The sequence below is a fragment of the Ruegeria conchae genome (assembly GCF_000192475.1).
In the GTDB taxonomy this organism is placed as follows: Bacteria; Pseudomonadota; Alphaproteobacteria; order Rhodobacterales; family Rhodobacteraceae; genus Ruegeria; species Ruegeria conchae.
Map to the genome: position 1 here is coordinate 544,580 of NZ_AEYW01000006.1, position 23,709 is coordinate 568,288.

The following is a 23,709-nucleotide window of genomic DNA, read 5'->3' on the forward strand; positions in this document are numbered from 1 at the left end:
CCCCGAACAACATATCGAGGACCAAAATGAACGCTCAGGACGGGATTTCGCCGGAAATAGCCGAAGTAGATCGTATCGTTGCTCAGGCGCGCAAGGCGCAGAGGGATTTCGAAGCTGGTGGAAGTCAGTTGCTTTACGACAAAGCGGCACTGGCAGCGGGATGGGCCATCATGGAACCAACGCGCAATCGGACACTGGCGGAAACTGCGGTTGAAACCACCGGTCTGGGCAACGTGCCGGACAAAATCACCAAGAACCACCGGAAGACACTCGGCCTGCTGCGCGACATTGCCGACGTGAAAACCCACGGCATCATCAGTGACGACCCGAAAACAGGTATTACCGAAATTGCGCGCCCAATCGGCGTGATCGGCGCGGTTGTACCCTCGACCAACCCTGCCGCAACGCCCGCGAACAACATCATCAATGCGCTCAAAGGCGGTAATTCTATCGTGGTGGCTCCGTCGCCCAAAGGCGTGGCGTCCTGCGAAATGTTGGTTGATTACATCCATTCCGAATTCGACAAGCTGGGGCTGGACCGCAATTTGGTTCAGATGATCCCCGCGCCCGGATCCAAGGCCAAGACACAACGGTTGATGGAAACTGTTGATCGCGTGATTTGCACTGGCAGCCAGAACAATGTCCAACGTGCGCAATCCTGTGGCACGCCAGCCGTTGCGGTTGGCGCTGGCAATGTGATTGTAATTGTGGACGAGACCGCTGATTTGCAGACAGCGGCAGCTAAAATCACGGCATCAAAATGTTTCGACAACGCGACGTCTTGTTCTTCTGAGAACGCGCTGGTCGTAGTGGACGCAGTCTATGACGCGTTCGTAACCGCAATGGCTGCCGAGGGCGGCGCTTTGGTGCCGTCCTCTGAGGCAAGTGATATCGTGGCGCGACTTTGGCCTGATGGCCATCTCAACCGTTCAGTCATAGCCCAGGACTCCGAAAAAATGCTCGAAGCCTTGGGGATGGCGGGCAAAGTACCTGAGGGAACTAGATATCTGGCGGTGGAGACTGACGGAATCGGCCCGGATCATCCTTTGTCAGGCGAAAAGCTCAGTCGGGTCCTGGCTCTCTATCGTGCGGCAGATTTTGAGGCGGCCAAAGCCATAGCGTCTCGCATTTTGGCACATCAGGGGGCCGGGCATTCGGTTGGCATACATACTGGCGACGACAAGCGTGCGATTGGGCTGGGTCAAGATTTGCCAACCTGTCGGGTCATCGTAAATCAGCCGCATACCTTTGCCACCGGCGGCAGTTTCACCAATGGAATGCCTTTTTCCCTTTCGATGGGCTGCGGTAGCTGGGGCGGTAACTCCATCGATACCAACCTGCATTGGCGGCATTTCGTCCAGACTACCAAGATTGTTCGGGAATCATCCCCGCGTGAACCCGAACTGGAAGAGATCTTCGGTGACTACTGGTCGGAGGCCGGACAATGATGGATCCGCCCAAGGGAACTGTTCGTGACTGGTTAGACTACAGGGCAAGCCAGGGAGGAACCGGTTTTGTTTTCCCGGATGGAGCACCGGAGCTGAGTTGGAGTGAGTTGCGCGAAACGGCCCACCGCATCGCGGTCATGTTAACCGAATTGGGTGTGGCAAAAGGCGAGAGTGTTGCGATCCTCTATCCCAATTGCCGTGAAGCATTGGAGGTTCTTTTCGGCGTTCTCTACGGTGGGTTCCGGGCTACAATGATTAACCTTGTCGCTGGCGATAGCGCTGTAGCCTATGCCTTGGAGCACAGTGGTGCGAGCTATGGTTTCGTGCATCCAGATCAAACAGCATTGTTTGAGCGGACAGCCGATCCTTCCAGGATCATCTCGTTACAAGCTGCTGATGCTGTCGATACTGGCTGCAACCTGCACAGTATCTCAGCCGATAGCCATGCGCTGTTAATGTACACCTCGGGAACGACGGGGCGTCCAAAGGGCGTGGTTCACACACATTCCAGCCTGCTGGCAGGCGGCTGGACGACTATGGTCGCTCATGAGTTATCCGAGGCCGATCGCGGGTTTGGCGTTTTACCGATTTATCATATCAACGGGCTGTGCGTTACAGTTATGGGAACGCTTGTCTCAGGCGGGTCTTTGGCTATGTGCGAACGATTTTCGGCCAGCCGGTTCTGGGACAATTTGGGTAAGGCTGAAGCGACTTGGTTTTCGGTTGTACCAACCATCATTTCTCACTTGCTGCATTCGGATACAAAACCAGATACGCCTACTCGCCAACGCGTGCGTTTCGGTCGTTCTGCGTCGTCAGCGTTGGCACCGGACGTGCAGCGGGCCTTTGAAGACCGGTTCGAAATCCCCATCGTGGAAACTATGGGTCTCACGGAAACAGCAGCGCAAATTCTGTCCAACCCATTGCCTCCAGCCGTTCGCAAGATCGGCTCTCCCGGCATCCCATACGGGAACGAAGCGGCAATAGTTGATGCCGACCTGCGACCTGTTCCACACGGAGCAGAAGGCGAACTGGTTATCCGCGGACCAAATGTAATGCTGGAGTACCTCAACAACCAAGACGCTACCACGGGCACGTTTACGTCTGACGGATGGTTGCGAACCGGTGATCTCGCCCGCATGGACAAGGACGGTTATGTTTTTGTCACCGGCCGATTGAAGGAGCTGATAATAAAAGGCGGCGAAAACATTGCGCCCCGTGAGATTGACGAAGCACTTTATTCGCATCCCGATGTTGTTGAAGCCGCTGCATTTGCGCGTCCCTGCAAAAGCTATGGCGAAACCGTCGAGGCAGCGGTCAAAATTCGTGAAGGGTCCCAGGTGACGTCGCTGGGCCTTTCGAAACTTTGTGAAGCTCAATTGGGTCGTTTTAAGTCCCCCGACGAAGTTCATATCTTGCCGGAGCTTCCAAAAGGGCCGTCGGGAAAGATTCAGCGAAACAGAATACTCGAGATCGTTGCCGAGAAGGCTAACGACGTGAAGATATGAACATCTTTGACGCTGGGTGTTTGAAAATCCAAGGTTCGCACTTCATATGCTGCGCAGCTGCACCGTCAGAATGGCTTAGGGCCTTTTTTAGTTGGGTTAACATCAATCGAGGTGCTGAAATGCTACGCGTCACACCAAATACGGCTTTGGCCGACTGCACCGCGGCATCATATTTGGAACGTTGAAGTCCGCTTTGGGCCGCCCACAGTTTTACAGAAACCCGCAACGATCTCCTTATTCGTGCGTTCGTAGCTTCGTTGGATCGTAGATGGGGTAGTTTGCGATCTTTGCTTTTGTGTTCAGGCCCTCGCCTGCGATGGAGAGCGTCTTTCCAACGACCAGTTCTGGAACAACATGCGCAAGGGCTAGGGATTTCTCCAGCTGGTGTGAGTAGCAGGGGCTGTTGATCACGCCGACGGTTTTGCCATCCCACAAAAGCGTTTCACCGCCATCAACCATGTTGGTGTGGTCGATTTCCAGGCAAACATTGTTTATTTTTTCGGCCCCCTTTGCCGCCAAGACGGCCGCCTTTCCGCGATAGTCGGCCTTGGTTGTGCTTACGGTAAAGCCTAAGCCAATTTCCCATGGGGTGTGTTCTTCGGTCATGTCATAGCCGTAAAACAGCAGCCCGGCTTCGATACGCACCTTGTCCAAAGCGGTAAAGGAACAGGGCATGACTCCCTGTTGCGCGAGCTTGTCCCAGATATCCGTAATCACTGCCCCATCTGCAAAAATCTCGTAACCGCGTTCGCCGGAATAACCTGTGCGTGAGATGCGGCACGGATAGCCAAAAAGCTTCGCCAGTGCGTGTTCGAAATAGTCCAACTCTGCCAAGTCGATATCTGTGTGGGCGTTCAGGATCTCCAAGGAGGCAGGACCCCGATGGCAGTCACGTATCACGCAGGTAGCAAGAAGCAGCTTTTGAGCGATCTGGTTGAGCTTGCATTCGAGGGAGTCCTGGGTGGCATTGAGGACGGTCCTCCGGTCAAACGGGCGCGTAGCATACTGGCGGCCCACTACCGGTATGCGTTGAAGAACGCCAATCTTCTGCGTGCGATCCTCAATGACGTGACACTCATGAGCGAGGACCTTGTCCGTGTTGCGGCGGAATTGAAGGCCTGCACAGACCAACTGAAGAACAGCGATGGCGGAGATGTCCTTGTTCACCTTCTGATCGACTATGCGCATGGCTTTGTGCTCTCTGCCTCCAGCGGAGAAAACAATCCGCTCACAATCGACGACTTTCTGCGCGGCGTTGACTGGATTCTGATTCAAGCAGCTGGAATGGACGAGGCGATTTAAGATGAAGTACATCCGTGCGGTGCGCCAGAACACCTTTGAAGGCGTAGACATCAGTATCTAAGCAATAATATCTCGGTACTTGCGGGTGTTTCCGGTTCGGGAAATTATTCGCTGGTTGAATTCACTGTGGGGGGTGTTCTGCACTGGCGGCGAATGTCTAGAAAGCAGAATACCACCACAGCATCTCAGCTGGCTGTTGGATGTCACCTTATCGACCTCTTAGTGTCGCTGCCGTTCCCGGAGTGTCCTTGCTCTTGGTTGGCTTAGTTCCGCATCATCACCTCAACGTCTTGCATCTCGTGGGCAATCGGCGCGGTTAGAACGCAGGCTGCCGGTATTTCTGTTTCTTCGTGAGCATCGTCCAGATGGCCCGCGCGGCCTTGTTGGCCATGGCAGTTGTTGCCAGTCGGAACGGATTGTCTGCGATGATCTTCGCTGTCCACAGATCGACCTTCTCTGGCGAACGTTTCGCCATCACAGCGCGCGTCTGCATTTATCAGGGCATGTGTCCGATCATCTTAGAATAGCCGTGGATGCGTTCGTTCAGGCCGAGGAACTGATAGCACTGTATGCCGAGCATGCCGTTGGCGATCTCTGACATGTCCGGGTGATCTCCTGCCAAGTGACGCTTTGCAAATGCGGTGACCGCTTCATTTCCGATTAGCAGGATATGTCCAAACTCACGCAACAAGCTGCGGATCTTGTTGTCCAATTGCGTGCACTGCCGAACGGCCAGATCTCGAGTCCGGTGGATTGAGAGAATGGCTTGCTGCTCTTCCGTCTTGATCTCGACAAAGCGCATGGTTGGTCGACGGACTGCTTCTCAGATCGCCTCGGCATCAACAACGTCGCTCTTGCCGCGTTTCACGTAGGGTTTGACGTATCCGGCGGGCATAAGCCGCACCTCGTGCCCCAATTTGCGCAGCTGACGGCCTCAGTGATAGGACGAGCCGCAGGCTTCCATGCCAACCCTGCACAGTGGAAGCATCTCAAAGAAGCTAAGCAGTTTCGCGCGTTTGATGGCCTTGTTGAAGATGATGCGGCCGCTCTCCGAAATGCCATGCACATAAAAACATCCTTGGCCAAATCCAGGCCTACGGTCTGTAATGTTATTGGCTGGCTCCTTTCCTTGTTTCCTTGCATTCGATGATAACTGCACTTTGGCACACTCGATGCCGGTGGAGCAGAAGCCTCCCACCTCATCCGGTTAGAACCGCATGAGAGCTTTTGGAAGAGGCGCCCGAACTTAAGCATACATGTTTGCTTAAACTCTAAAACTATTTTGAGATATCTGGATACTGACCCGGCTGTTGTCTAACGGATAGTACACCAATAGCGAGTGACGCTTCGCGCCGCTTTCAATGGCATGTACTAGTCTTAGTAAAGTGGCGGAGAGACAGGGATTCGAACCCTGGGTGGGCTTGCACCCACAACGGTTTTCGAGACCGCCCCGTTCGACCACTCCGGCACCTCTCCGCGGGGGTCTGTGAAGGGGGGATTTAGTGGTGAACGGGCAGGGGCGCAAGTGGAAAATTCCGGAATTTAGTGATCCTGGGATTTTCCATTGCCAGAGACAAGAAAACTCCTAGGCTGATGGGTATGACCTACCATCTACGCCAGTTTACCATCAGTGTTATAATTCTGCTTCTTTCGCTAGGTGCCATGACGATGCAGTCGCATGCCGCCAGCCGAGACCAGATTGAGGCATTTCTGACCACAACTGGGTTTGACGTTGCGTTGGAAAGTATCGCGCATGCGTCTGCTTCGGCCCCGCAAATGCTGGGAATTGACCCCGACGGTTTCGGTTCAGATTGGACGCGCCTGACTGAAGAAGTATTCGATACAGAACTCATGTACGATACCGCTGTTTCAATCCTCGAGCAGACGCTCAGCGACGAGGCGTTGGACCATGCTGTGACATTTTATGCATCCGCGCTGGGGCAAAGACTAGTCGTTGCCGAAAACGCAGCTCATTCGGATGAAGATGACGATGCCAAGCAGCTTGCTGGGCAGGAAATTGTGTCCGAGCTCATCAAAAATGGATCTTCCCGCGTCGAAAGCCTGAAACGAATGAACCGAGCGGTAGATGCAAGCGGCACTTCCTTACGTGCACTGCAGGAGATTCAGGTTCGGTTTTTGATGGCGGCCAGTGCGTCTGGCATTATCGACTTGCAACTCAATGGGGATGAGCTGCGTGAAATGATGCGCCGCAACGAAGGCGATATGCGTCGGTCGCTGCAACTGTCCGCTTTGGCCGGCGCGGCCTACACCTATCAAGAATTCTCAGATGATGATGTCGATGCTTATGTCGAGGCCCTGGAACAGCCTTTGATGCAAGAGGTGTATGAGCTGTTGAACGCGATCCAATACGAGATCATGGCAATGCGATTCGAGGTCTTGGCGGCCCGCATGGCCGAGCTTCGTCCGGCTCAGGATATTTGATGCGCGTTCTCGCCGCTGCGATCTTGTTGGTCGTATGGGCAGTGCCCTTGGCAGCCAATCAGCAGGCTGAACGATTGATGCAGGCCATGCATTTGTCGGATTTCCTGGAAATACTAAGCGAAGAGGGCTTGGCCCAAGGGCTCTCGATTGACGAGTCGATGCTAGGCGGAGCGGGAGGGTCGTATTTTCAGGCTCAGGTTGCTGAATTGTATGATCCTTCATCCATGTACGAACGCCTGTCGCAATCGGTTGGGCGCATAATGACCAATGCACAATTGGAACAGTCTTCGATCTTTTTTGAAAGCGATCTTGGGCAGAGCATTGTTTCTCTTGAAAATTCAGCACGGAAGGCTCTGGCGGATGATACGATCGATCAGATGGCGCGAACGGCCTATTTTGAGACTGATCGTGAAGACATGTTTTTTCGTCTGGTGGACGAGTACGTGCAGGTTAACGACTTAATCGAACAGAATGTCCGGGGAACCATAAGTGCAGACTTCAGTTTCTACCGTGGGCTCGCCTCGGGGCAGAACGGGTCATTGGATGAGGCAACCGTGTTGGATGAACTGCTGTCCCAACATGAGCAAACCAAGGCAGAAACGACGGAATGGATGTACTCATTTCTTCTTTTAGCCTATCGGCCTTTGAGTGAAACGCAATTGCGCGAGAACATTGCCTTTTCGCGCACGGATGCCGGACGCGCCCTAAACGCGGCTTTGTTCAAGAGTTTTGACGAGATGCTCAACAGCATCTCATACCAGCTTGGCCAGGCCGTTGCGCAGGCAATGAGCGCCTCAGAACTTTGATCCCGGTTTTGGGTTGACTTTGGCAGGCAATGCTTGGATAAGCGCGCATCCCGGCCGGTTTTCCGCGCCGGGTATCGTTATTCTTTGACCCGATAGCAACGCGCTAAGGGTCATCCACACTGCCCGAAAAGGGCGCGCTGTTCGAGGTGGCGAAAGCCAGAAACACCCATCCGGGGACCACAGAACGCGGTTAGACAAAGGAAAGACGCATGTTTGCGGTCCTCAAGACTGGCGGCAAGCAGTACAAGGTTCAGGCGGGCGATGTGCTCCGTGTTGAAAAACTGGCTGCCGACGCAGGTGAAAAAGTTCAATTCAACGATGTTCTGATGCTGGGCGGTGACGCTCCTGTTGTTGGTGCGCCTTTCGTTGAAGGCGCAGGCGTACAGGCCGAAGTGATCGAACAGATCAAAGGTGACAAGGTCATCAAATTCGTCAAGCGCCGTCGTAAGCACAGCTCAAAGCGTACCGTTGGCCACCGTCAGAAGCTGACACTGGTCAAAATCACCGACATCCTGTCGTCGGGCGCTGACAAGTCGGGCATCAAAGCTGCAACCGGTTCAGCTCCGGCTGGCGAAGCGGCACCTGCTGCAAAGCCCGCCAAGAAAGCTGAAGCCAAGGCAGAGGCACCCGCCGCTGCTGCTGACGATCTGACCAAGCTGAACGGTGTCGGCCCTGCCGCTGCCAAAAAGCTGGTTGAGGCCGGTATCGAGAGCTTTGCCGCTCTGGCCGCCTTGTCGGATGAGCAGATTGCTGCTATCGACACCATCAAAGTGAAACCCGAATGGGTTGAGCAAGCCAAAGAGCTGGCTCAAGGCTAAGGAGAGAGAGAATGGCACATAAAAAAGCTGGCGGTTCCTCCCGTAACGGTCGCGACTCAGCAGGTCGCCGCCTTGGCGTGAAACTGTATGGTGGCCAGGCAGCCATCGCAGGCAACATCATCGTACGTCAGCGCGGTACCAAGTTCTGGCCAGGTGAAGGCGTAGGCATGGGCAAAGATCACACAATCTTTGCAACTGTCGATGGCGCCGTGAAGTTCCATAAGGGACTTAAAAACCGCACCTTTATTTCGGTCCTGCCAGTGGCGGAGGCCGCAGAGTAAGCCGAAACCCAGAAGGTTTAAGAAAAATTCATGGGGGACCGGCACAAAGTGCCGGTCCCTTTTTCGTTTTAACGCAGTCGTGATCACCAGAGCCGATGACAGTCGCAACCACCAGTTTCCTGATTTTTGCCGCCTCGCAGGTTGGCACACCGGGACCAGCCAACATGGTCCTGCTGGGAACAGGTGCGCGCTATGGGTTTCGGTCGGCGCTGCCGTTTGTAGGCGGGGTCATTCTGGGCAAGCAGTTGATCATCTGGCCGGTTGGTTTCGGACTGATGCAGGTGGCCGATCAGGCGCCGCTGGTGTTTGAGGCGCTCAAATATGCTTCGGCTGCCTATATTTGCTGGCTTGCGTGGAAAATCGCCAATCTGCGGCTTTCTCGCGGTCAAACGGATAAGCAAGTGCCCGGATTTCTGGCGGGGTTAATTGTACACCCGCTTAATCCCAAGGCCTGGGCGATGATTATTGCAGGCTTCACTGGATTTGTGGCCGCAGGGACACCGAGTTTTGAGGCGACTCTCACGATCGCTCTCTGTTTGTTGATCTGCCAGATCGTGTTGCACCCGATTTGGACATTTGCAGGAGATCGGATCGCCCATGCGGTTGAAGGTCGGCCTGCCGAAAAATATCTGATGTGGACGTTAGCCAGTTTGACAGTTGCGTCCGTACTTTTTGTGTTGTTCGGAGGAGGAACGCACTCATGAAACTTGAGGCAATTATAAATCAGCCGGTCATTGAAACCGAGCGGTTCGACCTGCGCCCCCTGCGCCGGTCGGATATGGGACTAATTGAGCATTACGCCGGCGATGAACGTGTCGCGCGCATGACCACGCGGATCGCCCATCCGCTGCCGCCCGGAGCTGTCGAGGCGTTCGTAACGCGCGCCATGTCGGACGAGCGGGACGAGGACGTTTGGGCGATGGATGCGACCAAGGATGGCGGGCCCGAGCTGATTGGCTTGATTTCGCTTGAAAAGCTGGATCGCAATCAATCCGAAATCGGCTATTGGGTCGCGCCAGTTTATTGGAACACAGGCATTGCATCTTTGGCTGTTGAAACGCTGGTCAAAGCCAATCCGCTGGAAAATGCAACAATGTTTGCCAGCGTGTTTCAGGACAACCCGGCCTCAGCGCGGGTGCTGACTCATTGCGGGTTTCAGTATCTTGGCGATGCGGAAACTTATTCAGTGGCGCGCGATGCGAATGTGCCCACCTGGACGTATACAAAGAAACTCTGACTTGTGGCCGATGGGGCCTTTGCAGTAGGGGACAGCTATGAAATTTCTCGATCTTGCAAAGGTCTACATCCGGTCCGGGGCCGGAGGTGGCGGCTGCGTCAGCTTCCGACGCGAAAAGTACATCGAATACGGCGGACCCGATGGCGGGGACGGCGGTAAGGGCGGTTCGGTATGGGCCGAGGTCGTAGACGGACTAAACACCCTGATCGACTTCCGTTACCAGCAGCACTTCTTTGCCAAGAACGGTCAACCTGGGCGCGGTCAGCAGCGTACTGGCAAGGATGGTGATGACATCATCCTGCGTGTGCCTGTCGGAACCGAGATTCTCGATGAAGACGAAGAGACCGTGATCTGCGACCTGACGGAAATTGGTCAGCGGGTCCTGTTAGCCAAAGGTGGCAACGGCGGGTTCGGTAACCTGCATTTCAAATCAGCCACCAATCAGGCTCCACGCCGTGCCAATCCGGGGCAGGCGGGGATTGATCGCACGATTTGGTTGCGGCTGAAGCTGATTGCGGATGTGGGTCTGCTTGGGATGCCCAATGCGGGCAAGTCAACCTTTCTGGCCGCAACATCAAACGCTCGGCCCAAAATCGCTGACTATCCCTTTACTACGCTGCACCCAAATCTGGGCGTTGTCGGCGTAGATAACGTGGAATTCGTCGTCGCAGACATCCCCGGCCTGATCGAAGGCGCGCACGAAGGGCGTGGGATTGGGGATCGCTTCCTCGGCCATGTCGAACGTTGCGCCGTTCTGCTGCATCTGGTCGATGGCACGTCCGAAACCGTCGCCGAAGATTACCGCACCATCATTCACGAACTTGAGGCCTATGGCGGCGAGCTTGCGAACAAGCCGCGTATCACCGTTCTGAACAAGGTTGACGCTCTGGATGAGGAAGAACTTGAGCTTACCAAAGAAGAGCTCGAGCAATCCGTGGGTGGCCCGGTTATGACGATGTCTGGTGTTGCACATCTGGGTGTAACAGAAGTGCTGCGTGCTTTGCGGACACAGATTGATGAAAACCGCCTGCGGCAAAAACCCACCGAGGAGGCAGAGCCTTGGCAACCCTGACCGCCGCAAACCGCATGGTGGTCAAGATTGGGTCCGCCTTGCTGGTGGATCGGAATACCGGCCAGTTGCGATTGGAGTGGTTGCAATCGCTCGCACAGGATGTGGCGTGGCTAAAAGGGCAGGGGACAGATGTCATCCTGGTATCTTCGGGCTCGATCGCGCTTGGGCGTGGCGTTCTCGGATTGCCAATGCAGACGCTGCCATTAGAGCAATCTCAGGCCGCGGCTGCTGTCGGTCAAATTCGATTGGCGCGCGCGTATGAGGAAGTATTAACGCCACATGACATCAAGACCGCGCAGGTTTTGGTGACGCTAGAGGACAGTGCAGATCGGCGGCGATACCTGAACTCTCGTGCGACGCTTGAGACATTACTTGGGTTAGGTGTTGTGCCTATCGTTAACGAAAATGACACAGTGGCGACCGATGAAATTCGGTATGGCGACAATGACCGGTTGGCCGCACAGATCGCCGTGACGGTCGGCGCAGATCAATTGATATTGCTGTCAGACGTTGACGGGTTCTATACTGGCAACCCGATCGAAGACACCACCGCAACTCGATACGATGTGATCAACCAGATCACGCCCGAGATCGAGGCCATGGCCGGTGATGCGGGATCGGGTCTGTCTAAAGGCGGAATGAAAACCAAGCTTCTCGCCGCCAAGATGGCAACGGCTGCCGGCTGCACCATGGCAATAACTGAAGGGTCAACATTGAACCCGCTGAAAGCGCTGGAAAACGGCGCAAATTGCACTTGGTTTACAGCAACACTTGATCCGCATGCTGCCCGGAAACGCTGGATTTCGGCCATGAAACCGCGTGGTGAGATCATGATCGATGATGGTGCGGTTACAGCTCTGACAAACGGTAAAAGCCTTCTTCCTGTTGGAATTGTTGAAGTGACCGGCGAATTTGGACGCGGTGACCCAGTTACGATCCTAGACCCAGCAGCGCGACCACTGGCGCAAGGCCTCAGCCGCTATACCGCGCAAGAGGCCGACGCGATCAAGGGGCGCAAGTCCTCTGAAATCGAAACCACACTAGGCTATCCGGGCCGCGCAGTGTTAATCCATCGAGATGATCTGGCGCTTTGATAGAATAGAGAGAACCACCTGAAAGGCTTACGAGATGAAAGACTTCGACAGTATTCCCAGCCTGATGGAAGACCTCGGCAAACGCGCGAAATTGGCTTCGCGCGAACTGACATTTGCCAGCGCCGAACAAAAGCACGCGGCGTTGATCGCGGCTGCAGATGCCGTTTGGAACAATCGCAATGACATCATTGAGGCCAACAAGAAAGATTTGGAGTTTGGTCGTGAGAAGGGCCTAAGCCCCGCGATGATGGACCGCCTGATGCTGGATGAGGCGCGCGTTCAAGGTATGGTTGACGGCTTGCGAACCGTGGCTGAACAGGCCGATCCGGTGGGTGAGGTTCTGGCCGAATGGGACATGGCCTCGGGTCTGAACATTCAGCGTGTACGCACGCCTTTGGGTGTGATCGGAGTGATCTATGAAAGCCGCCCCAATGTGACGGCGGATGCGGGTGCGCTATGCCTGAAGTCGGGCAATGCAGTAATCTTGCGCGGCGGGTCCGAGAGTTTTCATTCGTCAACCGCTATTCATGCCTGTTTGGTCGAAGGACTGAAGGCCGCCAACCTGCCCGAAGATGCAATCCAACTGATACCGACCCGTGATCGTGCCGCAGTGCAAGAGCTGCTAACGATGACAGATTACGTTGACGTCATTGTCCCGCGCGGCGGCAAAGGTTTGGTCGGTCTTGTGCAGCGCGAGGCGCGCGTGCCGGTCTTTGCCCATCTTGAAGGCATTGTTCATATCTATGTCGATAAGGCTGCAGACCCTCAGAAGACGCTGGATGTGGTATTGAATGCCAAGACGCGGCGCACTGGCATCTGTGGTGCTGCGGAGTGTTTGTTGGTGCATCAGGACGTGGCGGAAACGCTTGGGCGTGACGTCATTGCGGCGCTTCAAGCGGCGGGTGTCGAGGTTCATGCACAAGGCATCTTGGCCAATGATCGCACTATTGCCGCAACTGATGAGGATTGGGGCAAGGAGTTTTTGGATAGCATCATCGCAGCCAAGCCTGTTGCTGACATCGATGCTGCGATCGATCATATCAATACGTATGGTTCCAGCCATACAGATTGCATCATGACCGAGAACACTGCTGCTGCAGCGCATTTCTTTGAACGCCTCGATAGCGCGATTCTGATGCACAACGCCTCAACCCAGTTTGCCGACGGTGGCGAGTTCGGAATGGGCGCCGAGATCGGCATCGCCACGGGTAAGATGCATGCGCGCGGACCTGTCGGGGCGGCTCAGTTGACCAGCTTTAAATATCTGGTTCGTGGAAACGGAACGACGAGGGCTTAGAATCGCAGTTTCACCAGGGTTGTGGTCGTTTCTACCGCAACCCGACGCCCTATCGCAGCAGCGGTTTCGGGCAACAGTGCAAATTGAACATGTGCCGGACTGACTTTGCTGGCAAAACAGCCGGTTGAAACCCCTTTCCACAAATCGGGGTCGAGGTTCAGTTTGTCGGCTGTTCCTGTCACAGTCCACGCATCACCCCGAGTTTCGATCTCCACCTCACCACCAAACGGCATCGCGCTTTCGCAGCACATCACGGAGAGGAAGGCGAGTTTTACCTGATTGCGCGGCACGGGTTCAGTCAGGTTCCATGTGATCCGAACCCGGCTCGCCTTTTCAAGATCCTTTAGCAGTTCAATTACCTCGGTTCTTCCCAGCGGTTGATCACTGGCTGCCCCAAAGGCCACGCGAAAGAACCGGATGCGCGCGCCCGCGCTTCCGACGCTGCCGGAAATCAGCTCCATCTCGGGACCCTGGACCGCGCCAACCATCTCCAACAGTTCAAGCCCGTTGGTGATTGCCCCAATTGGGCTGATCAGATCATGGCAGATCCGAGAGCCGATCAATTCGGCCAGGTTGACGTCTGAAGCGCCCATGCGTACCTCCTGCTGCATCTGCCTCAGGACCCGGAGCCCAATATGACAGATCTGAATGCCATTCTTGCACCGGGCATGTATGTCCGCCACCCCGATTTCCCCGATTGGGGCGTTGGACAGGTGCAGTCCAATATCGGGGGCAAGATCACCGTAAACTTTCGCGAGCAGGGGAAAGTGGTAATCGACGGGACACGCATAGCCCTGATGCCGGTCTTTGATCCGTGAAACTGGTTTAGGAAAGGTTAACAACTCAGGCGAAACGCGGGCTTGTTGCCTTTCGTAATGCAATCGCGCTATCAGCGCGCAATCACAAATAACGGACCAAATATTGATGCCGAATAAAGGCCCCTCATTCACCGTAAAACTTGCTGAAACCGAGGCTGAACAACGCGCAGCCCAGCGTCTGCGTTACGACGTCTTTGTGCGTGAACTCGGCGGCGGTGGTGAGATGGTGGACCACGAGTTCGGGCTCGAGAAAGACCGGTTCGACCCGCATTTCGATCATATGCTGGCCATCGATGATTCAACGCGCGCGGTTATCGGCGTCTATCGATTGCTTCCCGGTGAGCGAGCGGCCGAATTGGGGCAGTTCTATTCCGAGGATGAATATGACCTCACCGTTTTAAAGCAAAGCGGTCGCAAATTGTTGGAACTTGGGCGCTCGTGCGTGCATCCGGATTACCGCGGTGGCACCGCGATGTATCACCTGTGGAATGGGCTGGCGGCCTACGTCACGGAGCGCGAAATCGAAGTTCTGTTCGGTGTCGCAAGCTTTCATGGCACCAATGTCCAGAAGCTGGCACAGCCGCTATCGATGCTGCATCACAACCATCTAGCCCCACCAGACCTAAGGGTCCGGGCACAGCCGGGCGTGTTTCAGCCCATGGACCTACTGCCGGCCGATGCCCTGGATCGTCGTGCTGCCATGGTTCAGGTGCCATCCCTGATCAAGGCTTACCTCCGTCTAGGCGGTTTCGTCGGTGAGGGGGCTTTTATCGATCATGCCTTCAATACAACCGATGTGTGCCTGATACTCGACACCACCCGCATGAACGCGCGTCAGCGACGCATTTACAGTGGAGCGTAACGAGGTGAGCGATCCCTCATGGCAGAGCGAAGACGAACCTGATCCGATCGAACTTGGTGTTCTTGGCTGGATATTGGTGTTTTTGCGCGGCGTCCCTCTGGCGGTGCTAGTTTTTGGGGGCCTGATCGTTCTGCTGTCGATACGCTTGATCGAACGTCCATTTTGTCGCGTTCAGCGACCAGTTACACCTTTCATCAGTCAATTTGTCTGCCGCAACGCGTTCAGGATCCTCGGGATAGGATTTCATAGCTCTGGTGAGTTGATGAGGGACCGTGGCGCCGTGGTCGCAAATCACACGTCGTGGCTGGACATTTTTGCGCTGAATGCCCGCAAACGCGTCTACTTTGTCTCGAAAGCCGAGGTGGCGAAGTGGCCGGGGATCGGATGGTTGGCACAAGCTACCGGTACGGTATTCATTGAGCGAAATCGCCAAAAAGCTCGCGAACAGACCCGCATATTCGAAGCGCGCCTTAAGGCCGGGCATAAGCTATTGTTCTTCCCAGAGGGCACTTCGACAGATGGTTTGCGAGTTTTGCCATTCAAAACAACGCTTTTCGCTGCGTTCTTCACGGATGAGTTGCGCGAATTCATGTATGTCCAACCCGTCTCGGTAATTTTTCATGCGCCCAAAGGGCAGCCCGAGCGTTTTTACGGCTGGTGGGGCGAAATGGATTTCGGGCCGCATCTGCTCAAGACGTTGGGAGCGCGAAGCCAAGGGTGGGTGGAATTAATATATCATGAGCCCGCCAAGGTCAGCGATTTTGAAAACCGTAAAGCTCTGGCAGCGCATTGCGAACAGGCCGTGCGGCACGCTCACAGCTTGGCGCGGCTTGAAAAATAAGGGCATTTGGCCCTTGCACTGTCTCAAATCCTGTCATATACGCGCGCCATTCAAACCCGCAGGCGGGGTTTGGGTCATTTGAGGGAGACATCCTTATCTGGCCCGCCGGTTGGAGCATCCGCTTCTTTCACCCCCGCCGAGGCGTAAACCGGAAAAGGAAAATAGCATGGCTCTTCCCGAGTTCTCCATGCGTCAGCTGTTGGAAGCTGGCGTTCACTTTGGTCACCAGACACAGCGTTGGAATCCCCGCATGGGCCCGTTCATCTACGGCTCGCGCAATGGTATCCACATCATGGACCTGACCCAGACTGTTCCGATGCTGGATCAGGCTCTGCAGGCAGTTCGTGACACCGTCGCAAAAGGTGGCCGCGTTCTGTTCGTAGGTACCAAGCGTCAGGCCGCTGGCCCGATCGCGGAAGCCGCTGAAAAGTCGGCTCAGTACTACATGAACCACCGCTGGCTGGGCGGCACACTGACCAACTGGAAAACTGTTTCCCAGTCGATCAACCGTCTGAACCAGATCGACGAAGCGATGGAAGCGGGTGCCGAAGGCCTGACCAAGAAAGAGCGTCTGGGCATGGAACGTGACCAGGGCAAACTGCAGGCATCGCTGGGCGGTATCCGCGAGATGGGCGGCGTTCCTGATCTGCTGTTCGTCATCGACGTCAAGAAAGAAGCACTGGCGATCGCCGAAGCCAACAAACTGGGTATCCCGGTTGTGGCTGTTGTCGACACCAACTGCTCGCCCGACGGTGTTGACTACATCATCCCCGGCAACGACGACGCAGCGCGCGCGATTGCTCTGTACTGCGACCTGGCCGCACGCGCCGCTCTGGACGGTATGACCGCTCAGATGGGTGCTGCAGGTGTTGATCTGGGTGCATTCGAAGAAGCTCCGGTTGAAGAAGCCGTTGCCGAAGAAGCACCCGCAGAAGAAGCCGCGCCGGAAGCCAAAGCCGAAGCGTAAGCTGCCCGTCACGTAAATGACATATGGGGCAGGGTAGACCTGCCCCAATTCCGTTTGAATTGAGGAGAGCCAAAAGATGGCAATCACAGCAGCAATGGTAAAAGAACTGCGCGACTCGACCGGCGCAGGCATGATGGACGCAAAAAAAGCGCTGACCGAAACCGGTGGCAACATGGACGAAGCCGTTGACTGGCTGCGCACCAAAGGCCTGGCCAAAGCGGCCAAGAAATCGGGCCGTACCGCAGCCGAAGGTCTGGTTGCTGTTCACGTCAACGGCGGCAACGGAGTTGCTGTCGAAGTGAACTCGGAAACCGACTTCGTTGCGAAAAACAGCGAATTTCAGGAGATGGTCGGCAAGATCACCTATGCAGCCGAAGGCGTCGATGACGTCGACGCGCTGCTGGCTGCCGATCTGGGCGGCAAGTCTGTCGCAGACACCCTGACCGACAAGATCGCCACCATTGGTGAAAACATGTCGGTGCGCCGCATGTCCAAACTGTCGGGCGACACTGTTGTGTCTTATGTCCACAATGCTGCAACAACCGGCATGGGCAAAATCGGTGTTCTGGTTGCCCTGTCCGGCGGCGATGAAGCCTTCGGTAAGCAGGTTGCAATGCACATTGCAGCTGTAAACCCAGCAGCCCTGTCCGAGGCGGACATGGACCCGGAAGTTGTCGAGAAAGAGAAGCAGGTCCAGATGGACATCGCCCGCGAATCCGGCAAGCCGGAGCAGGTGATTGAAAAGATGATCGTCGGTCGTATGAAAAAATTCGTTGCCGAGTCGACTCTGCTGAACCAGGACTTCGTTGTGAATCCCGACCTGACCGTCGAAGCTGCGGCTAAAGAAGCGGGTGCAACCATCACCGGATTTGTCCGCATGGAAGTAGGCGAAGGCATCGTTGTCGAAAAAGAAGACTTCGCAGCCGAAGTTGCGAAGGCAGCTCAAGGCTAAAGATAAAATGCAGCCCCACTGAGGGGCTGCAATCCATAAAAGACCCGGTTGCGATGCAGCCGGGTTTTTTTGTGCTAGGCAGCTTTTCAATGCGCAGTAAACAACATCAAGGAAAAGAGGAGATTGAGGGGCCCTGCATGATGGGGATGGAAGGGCCCCTCAAAAATTCCGACAAAGCGACGCGGACGAATAGACGCCTCGATGTCAGAGCGATCAGAGAGCTTTGGTATTACAAAGATCCAATCAAAACGTTCCCTGGCTAAAGCCACCACTCACGGAACAATACCAATTTGCAATTTATGGGGGAGATTCGGAAAGTCATGTATTCCTTACCCAAGGTCAATTTGACGCAATGTAGCGTTAAATCAGGGTCAGGCTTCCATTACAAACATCTGGTTATGCAAAGTCGCCTTAAGCACTGCCTGCGCTGTGGTTTCAACCGAAAGCGCCTCGCGCGCCAGCCTTAGGTGCTTTTCCACCGTCGCGGCCGTCAAACCCATAAGCAACGCGATGTCCTGAGTGGTCTTTCCATCCCCCACCCATTGAAGCGCCTCTCGTTGACGCTTAGTCAGAGCGCGATTCGGAGCGTTGTACGGTAAGGTCAGAATTTTGAGATGAGCAACATTGTTCATCAGCAAAATATCCTCGCCGTGTTCCTGCCAGATCTCGTCCACTTCATCCTGATCATGCATTCGGGCCGCAAGTGAGATCGCGCCTTTGGTTCGCATCGAAACCGAGTTGAAGCTGACCGTATAACCCGATGTAAGACCCAGAGATTTGTTAAACTCATAAACCCTGAGTTCTTCTGGTGTCATAACACCGCTGGACATCATGTCATTGATCATGCTCCAGCTTGCCGCACCCTCATGATCCAAGGCCCATTTCAACATCGGAGCGTGAAAATACAATCCCGAGCGGAGGAACCCATCAAGGTAATCTTTGCAGTGGTTGGACAGGATGACGAAATCCTCGGGGTCGCCCAATGAGGTCGCCGTGCGATACTGGGTGTAACCATACAGCAACCGATCAAATCCAAACTTTGCCATCTGGCGGCAGTGGGCATCCCACAGCTCTTCCAATGTCTTGGTATAGCTCAGAAAGTTCAGATAATCGTTGAGGTTCATCCGGTGCCCCCCTCAGCCAAATGGGCCGCAAGGGCATTCAGCGCAAGCACATAGCTATGTGCGCCGAATCCACAAATCTGACCAATGGCAACTGGGGCAACGTATGATTTGTGTCGAAACACTTCGCGTGCGTGAATATTTGACAGATGAACCTCTACAACCGGAACTTCGGCGGAAGAAATCGCATCCATCAGCGCGACCGACGTATGGGTGTATCCACCCGCGTTCAAGACGATTCCATCCTGTTCGCCGCGTGCTGCGTGAATCGCATCAATCAATGCGCCTTCGTGGTTGGTTTGAATATGCGTGATCGTCTGATTCAGTGCCTGACCATGAGCGACGCACAGGTCCTCGATCATCTTCAAGGTCGTTGATCCATAAACCTCGGGCTGCCGCGTCCCCAGCAGATTCAGGTTCGGACCATTCAGAACCAATATTTTTTGCATATTCAAACTGTCCCCATCTTCTTCTTTTTCATAAACCCGAAAATTTGAGGCGTCCAGCGACCATCGCCCCTTTGGCGCGAGTGGTTGTGTCGCATATTGGTAAGAATCTAAAGTTCTGAATGAATATCAGCTCATTTAGTTCCCATTGTGACCACAACTTTACCGAGAGTTTTGCGTTGATCCATCTTGGTGATCGCTTCCGCCGCGCGTTCAAGTGGAAACCGGGCGCTGATACGAGGGCAGATGGCACCGCTTCGATACATTTTGAACAGCTCACCCACATTCTGAGAATGCACTTTCGGATCCCGAAACACTGACGCGCCCCAAAACACGCCGACGATTTGACATCCTTTGAGTAGCGTCAGGTTCAACGGAATGCTGGGAATGCCTGCTGGAAAACCGACGACCAGATATCGGCCTCCCCACGCCAAACTGCGCAAGGCAGGTTCGGCGTAGTCCCCGCCAACTGCGTCATAGACCACATCCACACCTTCGCCACCGGCCAGCGATTTGATTTCAGCAGACAGCGCCTTTTGCGCCGCTCGGTCCAGATCACGTGGATAAATCAGTGTTTTATCTGCACCGACTTTTTTGCAAAACTGTGCTTTTTCTTCGGACGAAACTGCCGCGATCACATGCGTGCCCATGGCTTTGGCAAGCTCTATCGCGGCGGAGCCAACGCCACCCGATGCGCCAAGCACAAGTACGGTTTCCCCCGATAGCAGCTGCGCTCGATCTTTGAGCGCATGGTAAGACGTACCGTACGTGAAAATAAAACACGCAGCGTCTTCATATGGCATGTCATCCGGGATTTTGATCGCCGTCGCTGGTTTGAGCGTCAGGTGCGTGGCGAACCCTCCATGTCCTGTCAGCGCCAGAACACGATCACCGGGCAAGAAATCAACGACATCCTTGCCGACGCTGGTGATCTCACCTGCAATCTCGCCACCTGGGGCAAATGGACGAGGAGGCTTCATTTGGTAAAGGTCCCGGATCATCAGCGTATCTGGAAAGTTCACTCCGCCCGCGTGAATTCGCACCAATATCTCACCAGCCTTTGGCACGGGATCGGGCAGGGTGGTCAACTCCAATGTTTCTGGCCCGCCCGGTTTGACGCTGAGTAATGTCTGCATATGCCCCACTTGCCCCTTGCTTCGTTTGTATTGAAATCGTTGGATTACACGAACGTATTGTCAAGATGACCGCCGCTCTGGTTTTCAAACGATAGGCGCAAAGAGCAGATCACCTGAAAGGAGATTTCATGACGCCCGAGACATTGTTTTCACTCAACGGAAAAACTGCGCTGGTCACAGGTGGAGCCACGGGTATTGGCCGGATGGCAGCCGAGGCGCTTATTCGCGCCGGTGCTCATGTTCTGATTGCCTCGCGCAAGGGTGATGCATGTGAACAGGTTGCGGCAGAGTTGAACGCGTTAGGTACCGCCGGATCTGCAGAAGGTTTCGCAGGCGATATCGGCAGCGAAGTGGGTATTGATGCATTAGTTGGTGAGGTCAACAAACGAACGCAATCTCTAGAAATATTAATGAATAATGCTGGTGTTACCTGGGGCGCACCGATGGGTCAGTTTCCCCACTCGGCGTGGGATAAAGTGATGTCCGTCAATGTCGCAGGTATATTCGATCTGACCCAAAAACTACTGCCGCTTTTAATGAAATCAGCCAGCGACGATGATCCAGCACGGGTCGTTAATATTGGATCGGTCATGGGCGAGGTCCCGATGGGTGACGGGGCCTACAGCTATTCCGCGTCAAAAGCGGCGGTGATTCACCTGTCAAAAATCATGGCCAAGGAACTTGCGCCGTATCGTGTCACAGTGAATGCTCTGGCGCCTGGGCCGTTCGTATCGCGCATGACCGCCTTTGCAACCGAAGATGAAAGTAAGCGCGAACGCGTCGGCAAGGCGGTACCGTTGGGTCGCGTGGGTCGTGACGAAGATATCGCGGGCTGTATGTTGTTCCTGTGTGGCCGCGGTGGCAGCTACATCACGGGTGCGGTGTTGCCGGTATCCGGCGGGATCAACGTCCAGACAGGCGGTAACATCTTTGCTGATGCTCTTTAGCCCCAGATCGACCGCAGGTTTGGTAGATGAAAGAAACCGATAGTACATTAGATATCAACGCAGTTGAAACCTATCTTAACTCACATCTTGATGGGTTTCACGGCCCATTGAAGGCGACAAAGTTCACCGTAGGTCAATCCAACCCGACATATTTGCTCAGCACACCGAATGAGGCTTATGTTTTAAGGCGCAAGCCGCCCGGAGTATTGCTGAAATCAGCCCATGCAGTGGATCGCGAGTTTCGCGTCATGAGCGCGCTTGCTGGCAGCAATGTGCCTGTGCCGAAAGTTCACCTGCTATGCGAAGATGACCGGGTGATAGGGTCGGCTTTTTACGTAATGGAATATCTGCAAGGGCGTACGTTTGTAGATCCGGTCATGAAGGGTGAAGACAACACCACGCGCACGGGCGTGATTGATGAAATGAACCGCGTTCTGGCTGAGTTACACATGGTCGATATCGATGCAGTTGGTCTTTCGGACTACGGGCCACCTGGCAACTATTTCGAACGGCAAATTGCCCGCTGGACCAAGCAATATCGTGCTTCTGAGACCGAAACTATCCCAGACATGAACCATTTGATTGCCGCTCTCGAGCATCAAGTTCCAGAGGATGACAACCAAAGGACGTTGGTGCACGGGGATTATCGCATCGACAATCTGATGTTTGAAACGAATGGCACTGGCTGCATCGGGGTTCTGGATTGGGAATTGTCGACCATCGGCCACCCATATGCGGATCTCGCGGCAGTTATCATGCAATGGCAGCTGCCCCCGGGAAAAGAGGGGCGCGGATTGGCGGGCGTAGACCGAGAAAACCTTGGCTTACCAACAGATCGCGCCTTTGTCGCAAACTATTGCGCACGTCGCGGCATTCCAGCGATCGAGAACTTTGGGTTTTACCTAGCTTTCAATTTCTTTCGAATGGCTGGAATTCTGCAAGGTGTTTACAAGCGCGCACTTGACGGAAATGCATCTGATCCGAAGCGGGCACAGGCATTTGGTGCCTATGTCCCAATCTTTGCCCAACATGGCTTGTCTGCTTTACGCAGCGAGGCGTAAGCGGTTTGACCCAAACGGAGTTGCCTCATGGGATTTGATCCGACCTCACTGGCCAATATTCGCAAATGGATGAACAGGTATGTGGACCAGCGCAAATATGCGGGTAGCGCGCTTCTAATCCACCAGCACGGGAAAGAGGCGTTCTTTCATACTTGTGGGCGGCGTTGCATCGAGAACGACCTTCCCTTCCAACGTGATAGTTTGGTTCGGATATATTCGATGACAAAACCGGTGACCTCAGTTGCCCTCATGACCCTGGTTGAACAGGGATTGTTTCATCTCGACGCTCCAGTTTCCGAGTTTCTGCCTGAATTTACGTCCACTAGGGCGCTGATTCCGGACGCAACTAGCCTTGATCAGACTGAGGATGCGCCGTCACAAAGCCTGCATCAGCTTTTAACCCATACCAGCGGGATGAGTTACCCGTTCAATCCCGGCCTGCTGCCCAAGGCCATGGACGAACTTGATCTGATCTTTTCCCCACAACAGGGCCCACTGTCAGAAAGGGTAAAGCTGTTGGCGCAACTCCCACTGGCCTTTCAACCTGGTGCGCGCTGGGAATACTCGGTCGGGATAGATGTAATTGGACGCGTGATCGAAGTGGTATCAGGCAAATCGCTCGACGTATTTCTGACGGAACAACTCTTCGAGCCTTTGGGTATGAATGAAACCGCGTTCTCAGTGCCTAATGGGGCAGGGGACAGGTTTGCCTCACTCTACACCCCATTGGAAGGTGACGCGATGGCGCTGAACGCCGCAAAATCAGGCGGCGAAACACTCCGATTGGTGGATAATTCCGGGCAATCTCCATTCGAGGCGGCGACTACTTTTTCCGGAGGCGGCGGGCTGATCAGTACGATCGACGACTTCAGTAAATTCGCCGAAATGTTGCGGAGCAAAGGAACAGGAAATGGCGCCAGAATCCTGGGGCCAAAGACGATGGAGTTTATGTTTCGCAATCACTTACCAGGCGACATTGCATCAATGGGGCCGCAAAGCTTCGCGGAACAACCCATGGACGGGACAGGTTTCGGTATCGGAGGAGCGGTGGTTCTAAACCCGGCACTTGCCAAATGCCCTGGTTCGGTTGGTGACTTCGGCTGGGGTGGTATGGCATCGACGTATTTCTGGTTCGATCCAGTCAATGATCTGACGACCGTATTCTTCACTCAGCTTTCGCCGTCCAGCTCCTATCCATCGCGCGCCGAATTGAAGGCGCTTGTGCATGCAGCACTCGTTGAATGATCGGTTGT

The 23,709-nt window shown here is 54.7% G+C and carries 27 protein-coding genes and 1 tRNA gene; 20 read left to right on the plus strand and 8 right to left on the minus strand.

The genetic code is table 11. The annotated features are described in order from the left end of the window. Window positions 1–26 precede the first annotated feature (26 nt). On the plus strand, window positions 27–1,448 hold the full coding sequence (sauS, locus tag G7G_RS0107180) for an acylating sulfoacetaldehyde dehydrogenase (RefSeq protein WP_010440065.1): 1,422 nt from the start codon (window positions 27–29) through the stop codon (window positions 1,446–1,448). Further along, the gene (locus G7G_RS0107185; protein WP_010440068.1) at window positions 1,445–2,956 is read left to right on the plus strand and encodes a class I adenylate-forming enzyme family protein; all 1,512 of its coding nucleotides are present in this window, start codon (window positions 1,445–1,447) and stop codon (window positions 2,954–2,956) included. The genes sauS and G7G_RS0107185 overlap by 4 nt, the downstream gene beginning before the upstream one ends. 234 nt (window positions 2,957–3,190) lie before the next feature. On the opposite strand, the gene G7G_RS24640 is transcribed toward G7G_RS0107185, so the two are convergent. Next, entirely contained in the window at window positions 3,191–3,823 is a 633-nt protein-coding gene (locus G7G_RS24640) for a glycine cleavage T C-terminal barrel domain-containing protein (RefSeq protein WP_010440071.1), read from the minus strand. A 15-nt stretch (window positions 3,824–3,838) separates the two neighbouring features. On the opposite strand from G7G_RS24640, the gene G7G_RS24645 reads away from it, so the two are divergent. Further along, window positions 3,839–4,258, plus strand: a complete 420-nt coding sequence (locus G7G_RS24645) for a hypothetical protein (protein ID WP_010440079.1) — start codon at window positions 3,839–3,841, stop codon at window positions 4,256–4,258. A 316-nt stretch (window positions 4,259–4,574) separates the two neighbouring features. On the opposite strand, the gene G7G_RS24650 is transcribed toward G7G_RS24645, so the two are convergent. The 3 genes from G7G_RS24650 to G7G_RS0107210 form a co-directional block, all read right to left on the minus strand. Then, window positions 4,575–4,751, minus strand: a complete 177-nt coding sequence (locus tag G7G_RS24650; protein WP_010440080.1) for a hypothetical protein — start codon at window positions 4,749–4,751, stop codon at window positions 4,575–4,577. A 3-nt stretch (window positions 4,752–4,754) separates the two neighbouring features. Next, the gene (locus tag G7G_RS24960) at window positions 4,755–5,060 is read right to left on the minus strand and encodes a hypothetical protein (RefSeq protein ID WP_010440081.1); all 306 of its coding nucleotides are present in this window, start codon (window positions 5,058–5,060) and stop codon (window positions 4,755–4,757) included. A gap of 584 nt (window positions 5,061–5,644) precedes the next feature. Beyond that, window positions 5,645–5,734: transfer RNA gene (locus tag G7G_RS0107210), tRNA-Ser, on the minus strand. Between the two features lie 123 nt (window positions 5,735–5,857). On the opposite strand from G7G_RS0107210, the gene G7G_RS0107215 reads away from it, so the two are divergent. From G7G_RS0107215 to G7G_RS0107255, 9 genes are all read left to right on the plus strand, one after another. Next, window positions 5,858–6,700, plus strand: coding sequence for a DUF2059 domain-containing protein (locus G7G_RS0107215; RefSeq protein WP_029621801.1), 843 nt, complete (start codon window positions 5,858–5,860; stop codon window positions 6,698–6,700). Beyond that, a complete protein-coding gene (locus tag G7G_RS0107220) occupies window positions 6,700–7,506 on the plus strand; it encodes a DUF2059 domain-containing protein (protein ID WP_010440084.1) in 807 nt (268 codons plus the stop codon). The genes G7G_RS0107215 and G7G_RS0107220 overlap by 1 nt, the downstream gene beginning before the upstream one ends. Window positions 7,507–7,715: 209 nt before the next feature. Then, on the plus strand, window positions 7,716–8,324 hold the full coding sequence (locus tag G7G_RS0107225; RefSeq protein ID WP_010440087.1) for a 50S ribosomal protein L21: 609 nt from the start codon (window positions 7,716–7,718) through the stop codon (window positions 8,322–8,324). Window positions 8,325–8,335: 11 nt separating this feature from the next. Continuing rightward, on the plus strand, window positions 8,336–8,605 hold the full coding sequence (gene rpmA, locus G7G_RS0107230; protein WP_010440093.1) for a 50S ribosomal protein L27: 270 nt from the start codon (window positions 8,336–8,338) through the stop codon (window positions 8,603–8,605). Window positions 8,606–8,700: 95 nt separating this feature from the next. Beyond that, a complete protein-coding gene (locus tag G7G_RS0107235) occupies window positions 8,701–9,309 on the plus strand; it encodes a LysE family translocator (RefSeq protein ID WP_010440095.1) in 609 nt (202 codons plus the stop codon). Next, window positions 9,306–9,842 (plus strand): GNAT family N-acetyltransferase, encoded by a 537-nt coding sequence (locus G7G_RS0107240; protein ID WP_010440096.1) that lies wholly within the window; start codon window positions 9,306–9,308, stop codon window positions 9,840–9,842. Before G7G_RS0107235 ends, G7G_RS0107240 begins: the two co-directional genes overlap by 4 nt. A 37-nt stretch (window positions 9,843–9,879) precedes the next feature. Then, window positions 9,880–10,914 carry a GTPase ObgE gene (gene obgE / locus G7G_RS0107245; RefSeq protein WP_010440099.1) on the plus strand — a complete coding sequence of 345 codons (1,035 nt, stop codon included), beginning with the start codon at window positions 9,880–9,882 and terminating at the stop codon, window positions 10,912–10,914. Continuing rightward, entirely contained in the window at window positions 10,902–12,008 is a 1,107-nt protein-coding gene (proB, locus tag G7G_RS0107250; protein WP_010440100.1) for a glutamate 5-kinase, read from the plus strand. The genes obgE and proB overlap by 13 nt, the downstream gene beginning before the upstream one ends. A gap of 34 nt (window positions 12,009–12,042) precedes the next feature. Continuing rightward, window positions 12,043–13,305, plus strand: coding sequence for a glutamate-5-semialdehyde dehydrogenase (locus G7G_RS0107255; protein ID WP_010440103.1), 1,263 nt, complete (start codon window positions 12,043–12,045; stop codon window positions 13,303–13,305). Here G7G_RS0107255 and G7G_RS0107260 read toward each other — a convergent pair. After that, the gene (locus G7G_RS0107260; protein ID WP_029621802.1) at window positions 13,302–13,898 is read right to left on the minus strand and encodes a histidine phosphotransferase family protein; all 597 of its coding nucleotides are present in this window, start codon (window positions 13,896–13,898) and stop codon (window positions 13,302–13,304) included. The genes G7G_RS0107255 and G7G_RS0107260 overlap by 4 nt on opposite strands. 42 nt (window positions 13,899–13,940) lie before the next feature. Between G7G_RS0107260 and G7G_RS0107265 the strand changes: the two genes are divergently transcribed. From G7G_RS0107265 to tsf, 5 genes are all read left to right on the plus strand, one after another. Continuing rightward, window positions 13,941–14,123: a DUF3553 domain-containing protein gene (locus G7G_RS0107265; protein WP_010440107.1), complete on the plus strand. Its 183-nt coding sequence runs from the start codon at window positions 13,941–13,943 to the stop codon at window positions 14,121–14,123. Window positions 14,124–14,229: 106 nt separating this feature from the next. Continuing rightward, window positions 14,230–14,985 carry an L-ornithine N(alpha)-acyltransferase gene (gene olsB / locus G7G_RS0107270; RefSeq protein ID WP_010440112.1) on the plus strand — a complete coding sequence of 252 codons (756 nt, stop codon included), beginning with the start codon at window positions 14,230–14,232 and terminating at the stop codon, window positions 14,983–14,985. Between the two features lie 4 nt (window positions 14,986–14,989). Then, complete coding sequence (gene olsA, locus G7G_RS0107275) at window positions 14,990–15,826, plus strand: lyso-ornithine lipid O-acyltransferase (RefSeq protein ID WP_010440115.1); 837 nt, start codon at window positions 14,990–14,992, stop codon at window positions 15,824–15,826. Window positions 15,827–15,992: 166 nt separating this feature from the next. Continuing rightward, window positions 15,993–16,793 (plus strand): 30S ribosomal protein S2, encoded by an 801-nt coding sequence (gene rpsB / locus G7G_RS0107280; protein ID WP_010440118.1) that lies wholly within the window; start codon window positions 15,993–15,995, stop codon window positions 16,791–16,793. 76 nt (window positions 16,794–16,869) lie between these two features. Next, window positions 16,870–17,745, plus strand: a complete 876-nt coding sequence (gene tsf / locus G7G_RS0107285) for a translation elongation factor Ts (protein WP_010440121.1) — start codon at window positions 16,870–16,872, stop codon at window positions 17,743–17,745. A 371-nt stretch (window positions 17,746–18,116) separates the two neighbouring features. Here the strand turns inward: tsf and G7G_RS0107295 are convergent, their stop codons facing one another. From G7G_RS0107295 to G7G_RS0107305, 3 genes are all read right to left on the minus strand, one after another. After that, window positions 18,117–18,869, minus strand: coding sequence for an autoinducer binding domain-containing protein (locus G7G_RS0107295; RefSeq protein ID WP_010440127.1), 753 nt, complete (start codon window positions 18,867–18,869; stop codon window positions 18,117–18,119). After that, complete coding sequence (aroQ, locus tag G7G_RS0107300; RefSeq protein WP_010440129.1) at window positions 18,866–19,315, minus strand: type II 3-dehydroquinate dehydratase; 450 nt, start codon at window positions 19,313–19,315, stop codon at window positions 18,866–18,868. Before aroQ ends, G7G_RS0107295 begins: the two co-directional genes overlap by 4 nt. 131 nt (window positions 19,316–19,446) lie before the next feature. Further along, a complete protein-coding gene (locus G7G_RS0107305) occupies window positions 19,447–20,448 on the minus strand; it encodes an NADPH:quinone oxidoreductase family protein (protein ID WP_010440130.1) in 1,002 nt (333 codons plus the stop codon). A gap of 128 nt (window positions 20,449–20,576) precedes the next feature. Between G7G_RS0107305 and G7G_RS0107310 the strand changes: the two genes are divergently transcribed. From G7G_RS0107310 to G7G_RS0107320, 3 genes are read left to right on the plus strand one after another with little or no spacing between them, the layout of a single operon-like run. Beyond that, a complete protein-coding gene (locus tag G7G_RS0107310; RefSeq protein WP_010440131.1) occupies window positions 20,577–21,395 on the plus strand; it encodes an SDR family NAD(P)-dependent oxidoreductase in 819 nt (272 codons plus the stop codon). A gap of 26 nt (window positions 21,396–21,421) precedes the next feature. Further along, window positions 21,422–22,456: a phosphotransferase family protein gene (locus G7G_RS0107315; RefSeq protein ID WP_010440132.1), complete on the plus strand. Its 1,035-nt coding sequence runs from the start codon at window positions 21,422–21,424 to the stop codon at window positions 22,454–22,456. A 27-nt stretch (window positions 22,457–22,483) separates the two neighbouring features. After that, a complete protein-coding gene (locus G7G_RS0107320) occupies window positions 22,484–23,701 on the plus strand; it encodes a serine hydrolase domain-containing protein (RefSeq protein ID WP_010440134.1) in 1,218 nt (405 codons plus the stop codon). Window positions 23,702–23,709 lie beyond the last annotated feature (8 nt).

Coding starts and splice junctions, on each gene's coding strand:
- sauS (WP_010440065.1), top strand. CDS start 27: ATGAACGCTCAGGACGGGATTTCGCCGGAAATAGCCGAAGTAGATCGT.
- G7G_RS0107185 (WP_010440068.1), top strand. CDS start 1,445: ATGATGGATCCGCCCAAGGGAACTGTTCGTGACTGGTTAGACTACAGG.
- G7G_RS24645 (WP_010440079.1), top strand. CDS start 3,839: ATGGCAGTCACGTATCACGCAGGTAGCAAGAAGCAGCTTTTGAGCGAT.
- G7G_RS24650 (WP_010440080.1), bottom strand. CDS start 4,751: ATGCAGACGCGCGCTGTGATGGCGAAACGTTCGCCAGAGAAGGTCGAT.
- G7G_RS24960 (WP_010440081.1), bottom strand. CDS start 5,060: ATGCGCTTTGTCGAGATCAAGACGGAAGAGCAGCAAGCCATTCTCTCA.
- G7G_RS0107215 (WP_029621801.1), top strand. CDS start 5,858: ATGACCTACCATCTACGCCAGTTTACCATCAGTGTTATAATTCTGCTT.
- G7G_RS0107220 (WP_010440084.1), top strand. CDS start 6,700: ATGCGCGTTCTCGCCGCTGCGATCTTGTTGGTCGTATGGGCAGTGCCC.
- G7G_RS0107225 (WP_010440087.1), top strand. CDS start 7,716: ATGTTTGCGGTCCTCAAGACTGGCGGCAAGCAGTACAAGGTTCAGGCG.
- rpmA (WP_010440093.1), top strand. CDS start 8,336: ATGGCACATAAAAAAGCTGGCGGTTCCTCCCGTAACGGTCGCGACTCA.
- G7G_RS0107235 (WP_010440095.1), top strand. CDS start 8,701: ATGACAGTCGCAACCACCAGTTTCCTGATTTTTGCCGCCTCGCAGGTT.
- G7G_RS0107240 (WP_010440096.1), top strand. CDS start 9,306: ATGAAACTTGAGGCAATTATAAATCAGCCGGTCATTGAAACCGAGCGG.
- obgE (WP_010440099.1), top strand. CDS start 9,880: ATGAAATTTCTCGATCTTGCAAAGGTCTACATCCGGTCCGGGGCCGGA.
- G7G_RS0107255 (WP_010440103.1), top strand. CDS start 12,043: ATGAAAGACTTCGACAGTATTCCCAGCCTGATGGAAGACCTCGGCAAA.
- G7G_RS0107260 (WP_029621802.1), bottom strand. CDS start 13,898: ATGGGCGCTTCAGACGTCAACCTGGCCGAATTGATCGGCTCTCGGATC.
- G7G_RS0107265 (WP_010440107.1), top strand. CDS start 13,941: ATGACAGATCTGAATGCCATTCTTGCACCGGGCATGTATGTCCGCCAC.
- olsB (WP_010440112.1), top strand. CDS start 14,230: ATGCCGAATAAAGGCCCCTCATTCACCGTAAAACTTGCTGAAACCGAG.
- rpsB (WP_010440118.1), top strand. CDS start 15,993: ATGGCTCTTCCCGAGTTCTCCATGCGTCAGCTGTTGGAAGCTGGCGTT.
- tsf (WP_010440121.1), top strand. CDS start 16,870: ATGGCAATCACAGCAGCAATGGTAAAAGAACTGCGCGACTCGACCGGC.
- G7G_RS0107295 (WP_010440127.1), bottom strand. CDS start 18,869: ATGAACCTCAACGATTATCTGAACTTTCTGAGCTATACCAAGACATTG.
- aroQ (WP_010440129.1), bottom strand. CDS start 19,315: ATGCAAAAAATATTGGTTCTGAATGGTCCGAACCTGAATCTGCTGGGG.
- G7G_RS0107305 (WP_010440130.1), bottom strand. CDS start 20,448: ATGCAGACATTACTCAGCGTCAAACCGGGCGGGCCAGAAACATTGGAG.
- G7G_RS0107310 (WP_010440131.1), top strand. CDS start 20,577: ATGACGCCCGAGACATTGTTTTCACTCAACGGAAAAACTGCGCTGGTC.
- G7G_RS0107315 (WP_010440132.1), top strand. CDS start 21,422: ATGAAAGAAACCGATAGTACATTAGATATCAACGCAGTTGAAACCTAT.
- G7G_RS0107320 (WP_010440134.1), top strand. CDS start 22,484: ATGGGATTTGATCCGACCTCACTGGCCAATATTCGCAAATGGATGAAC.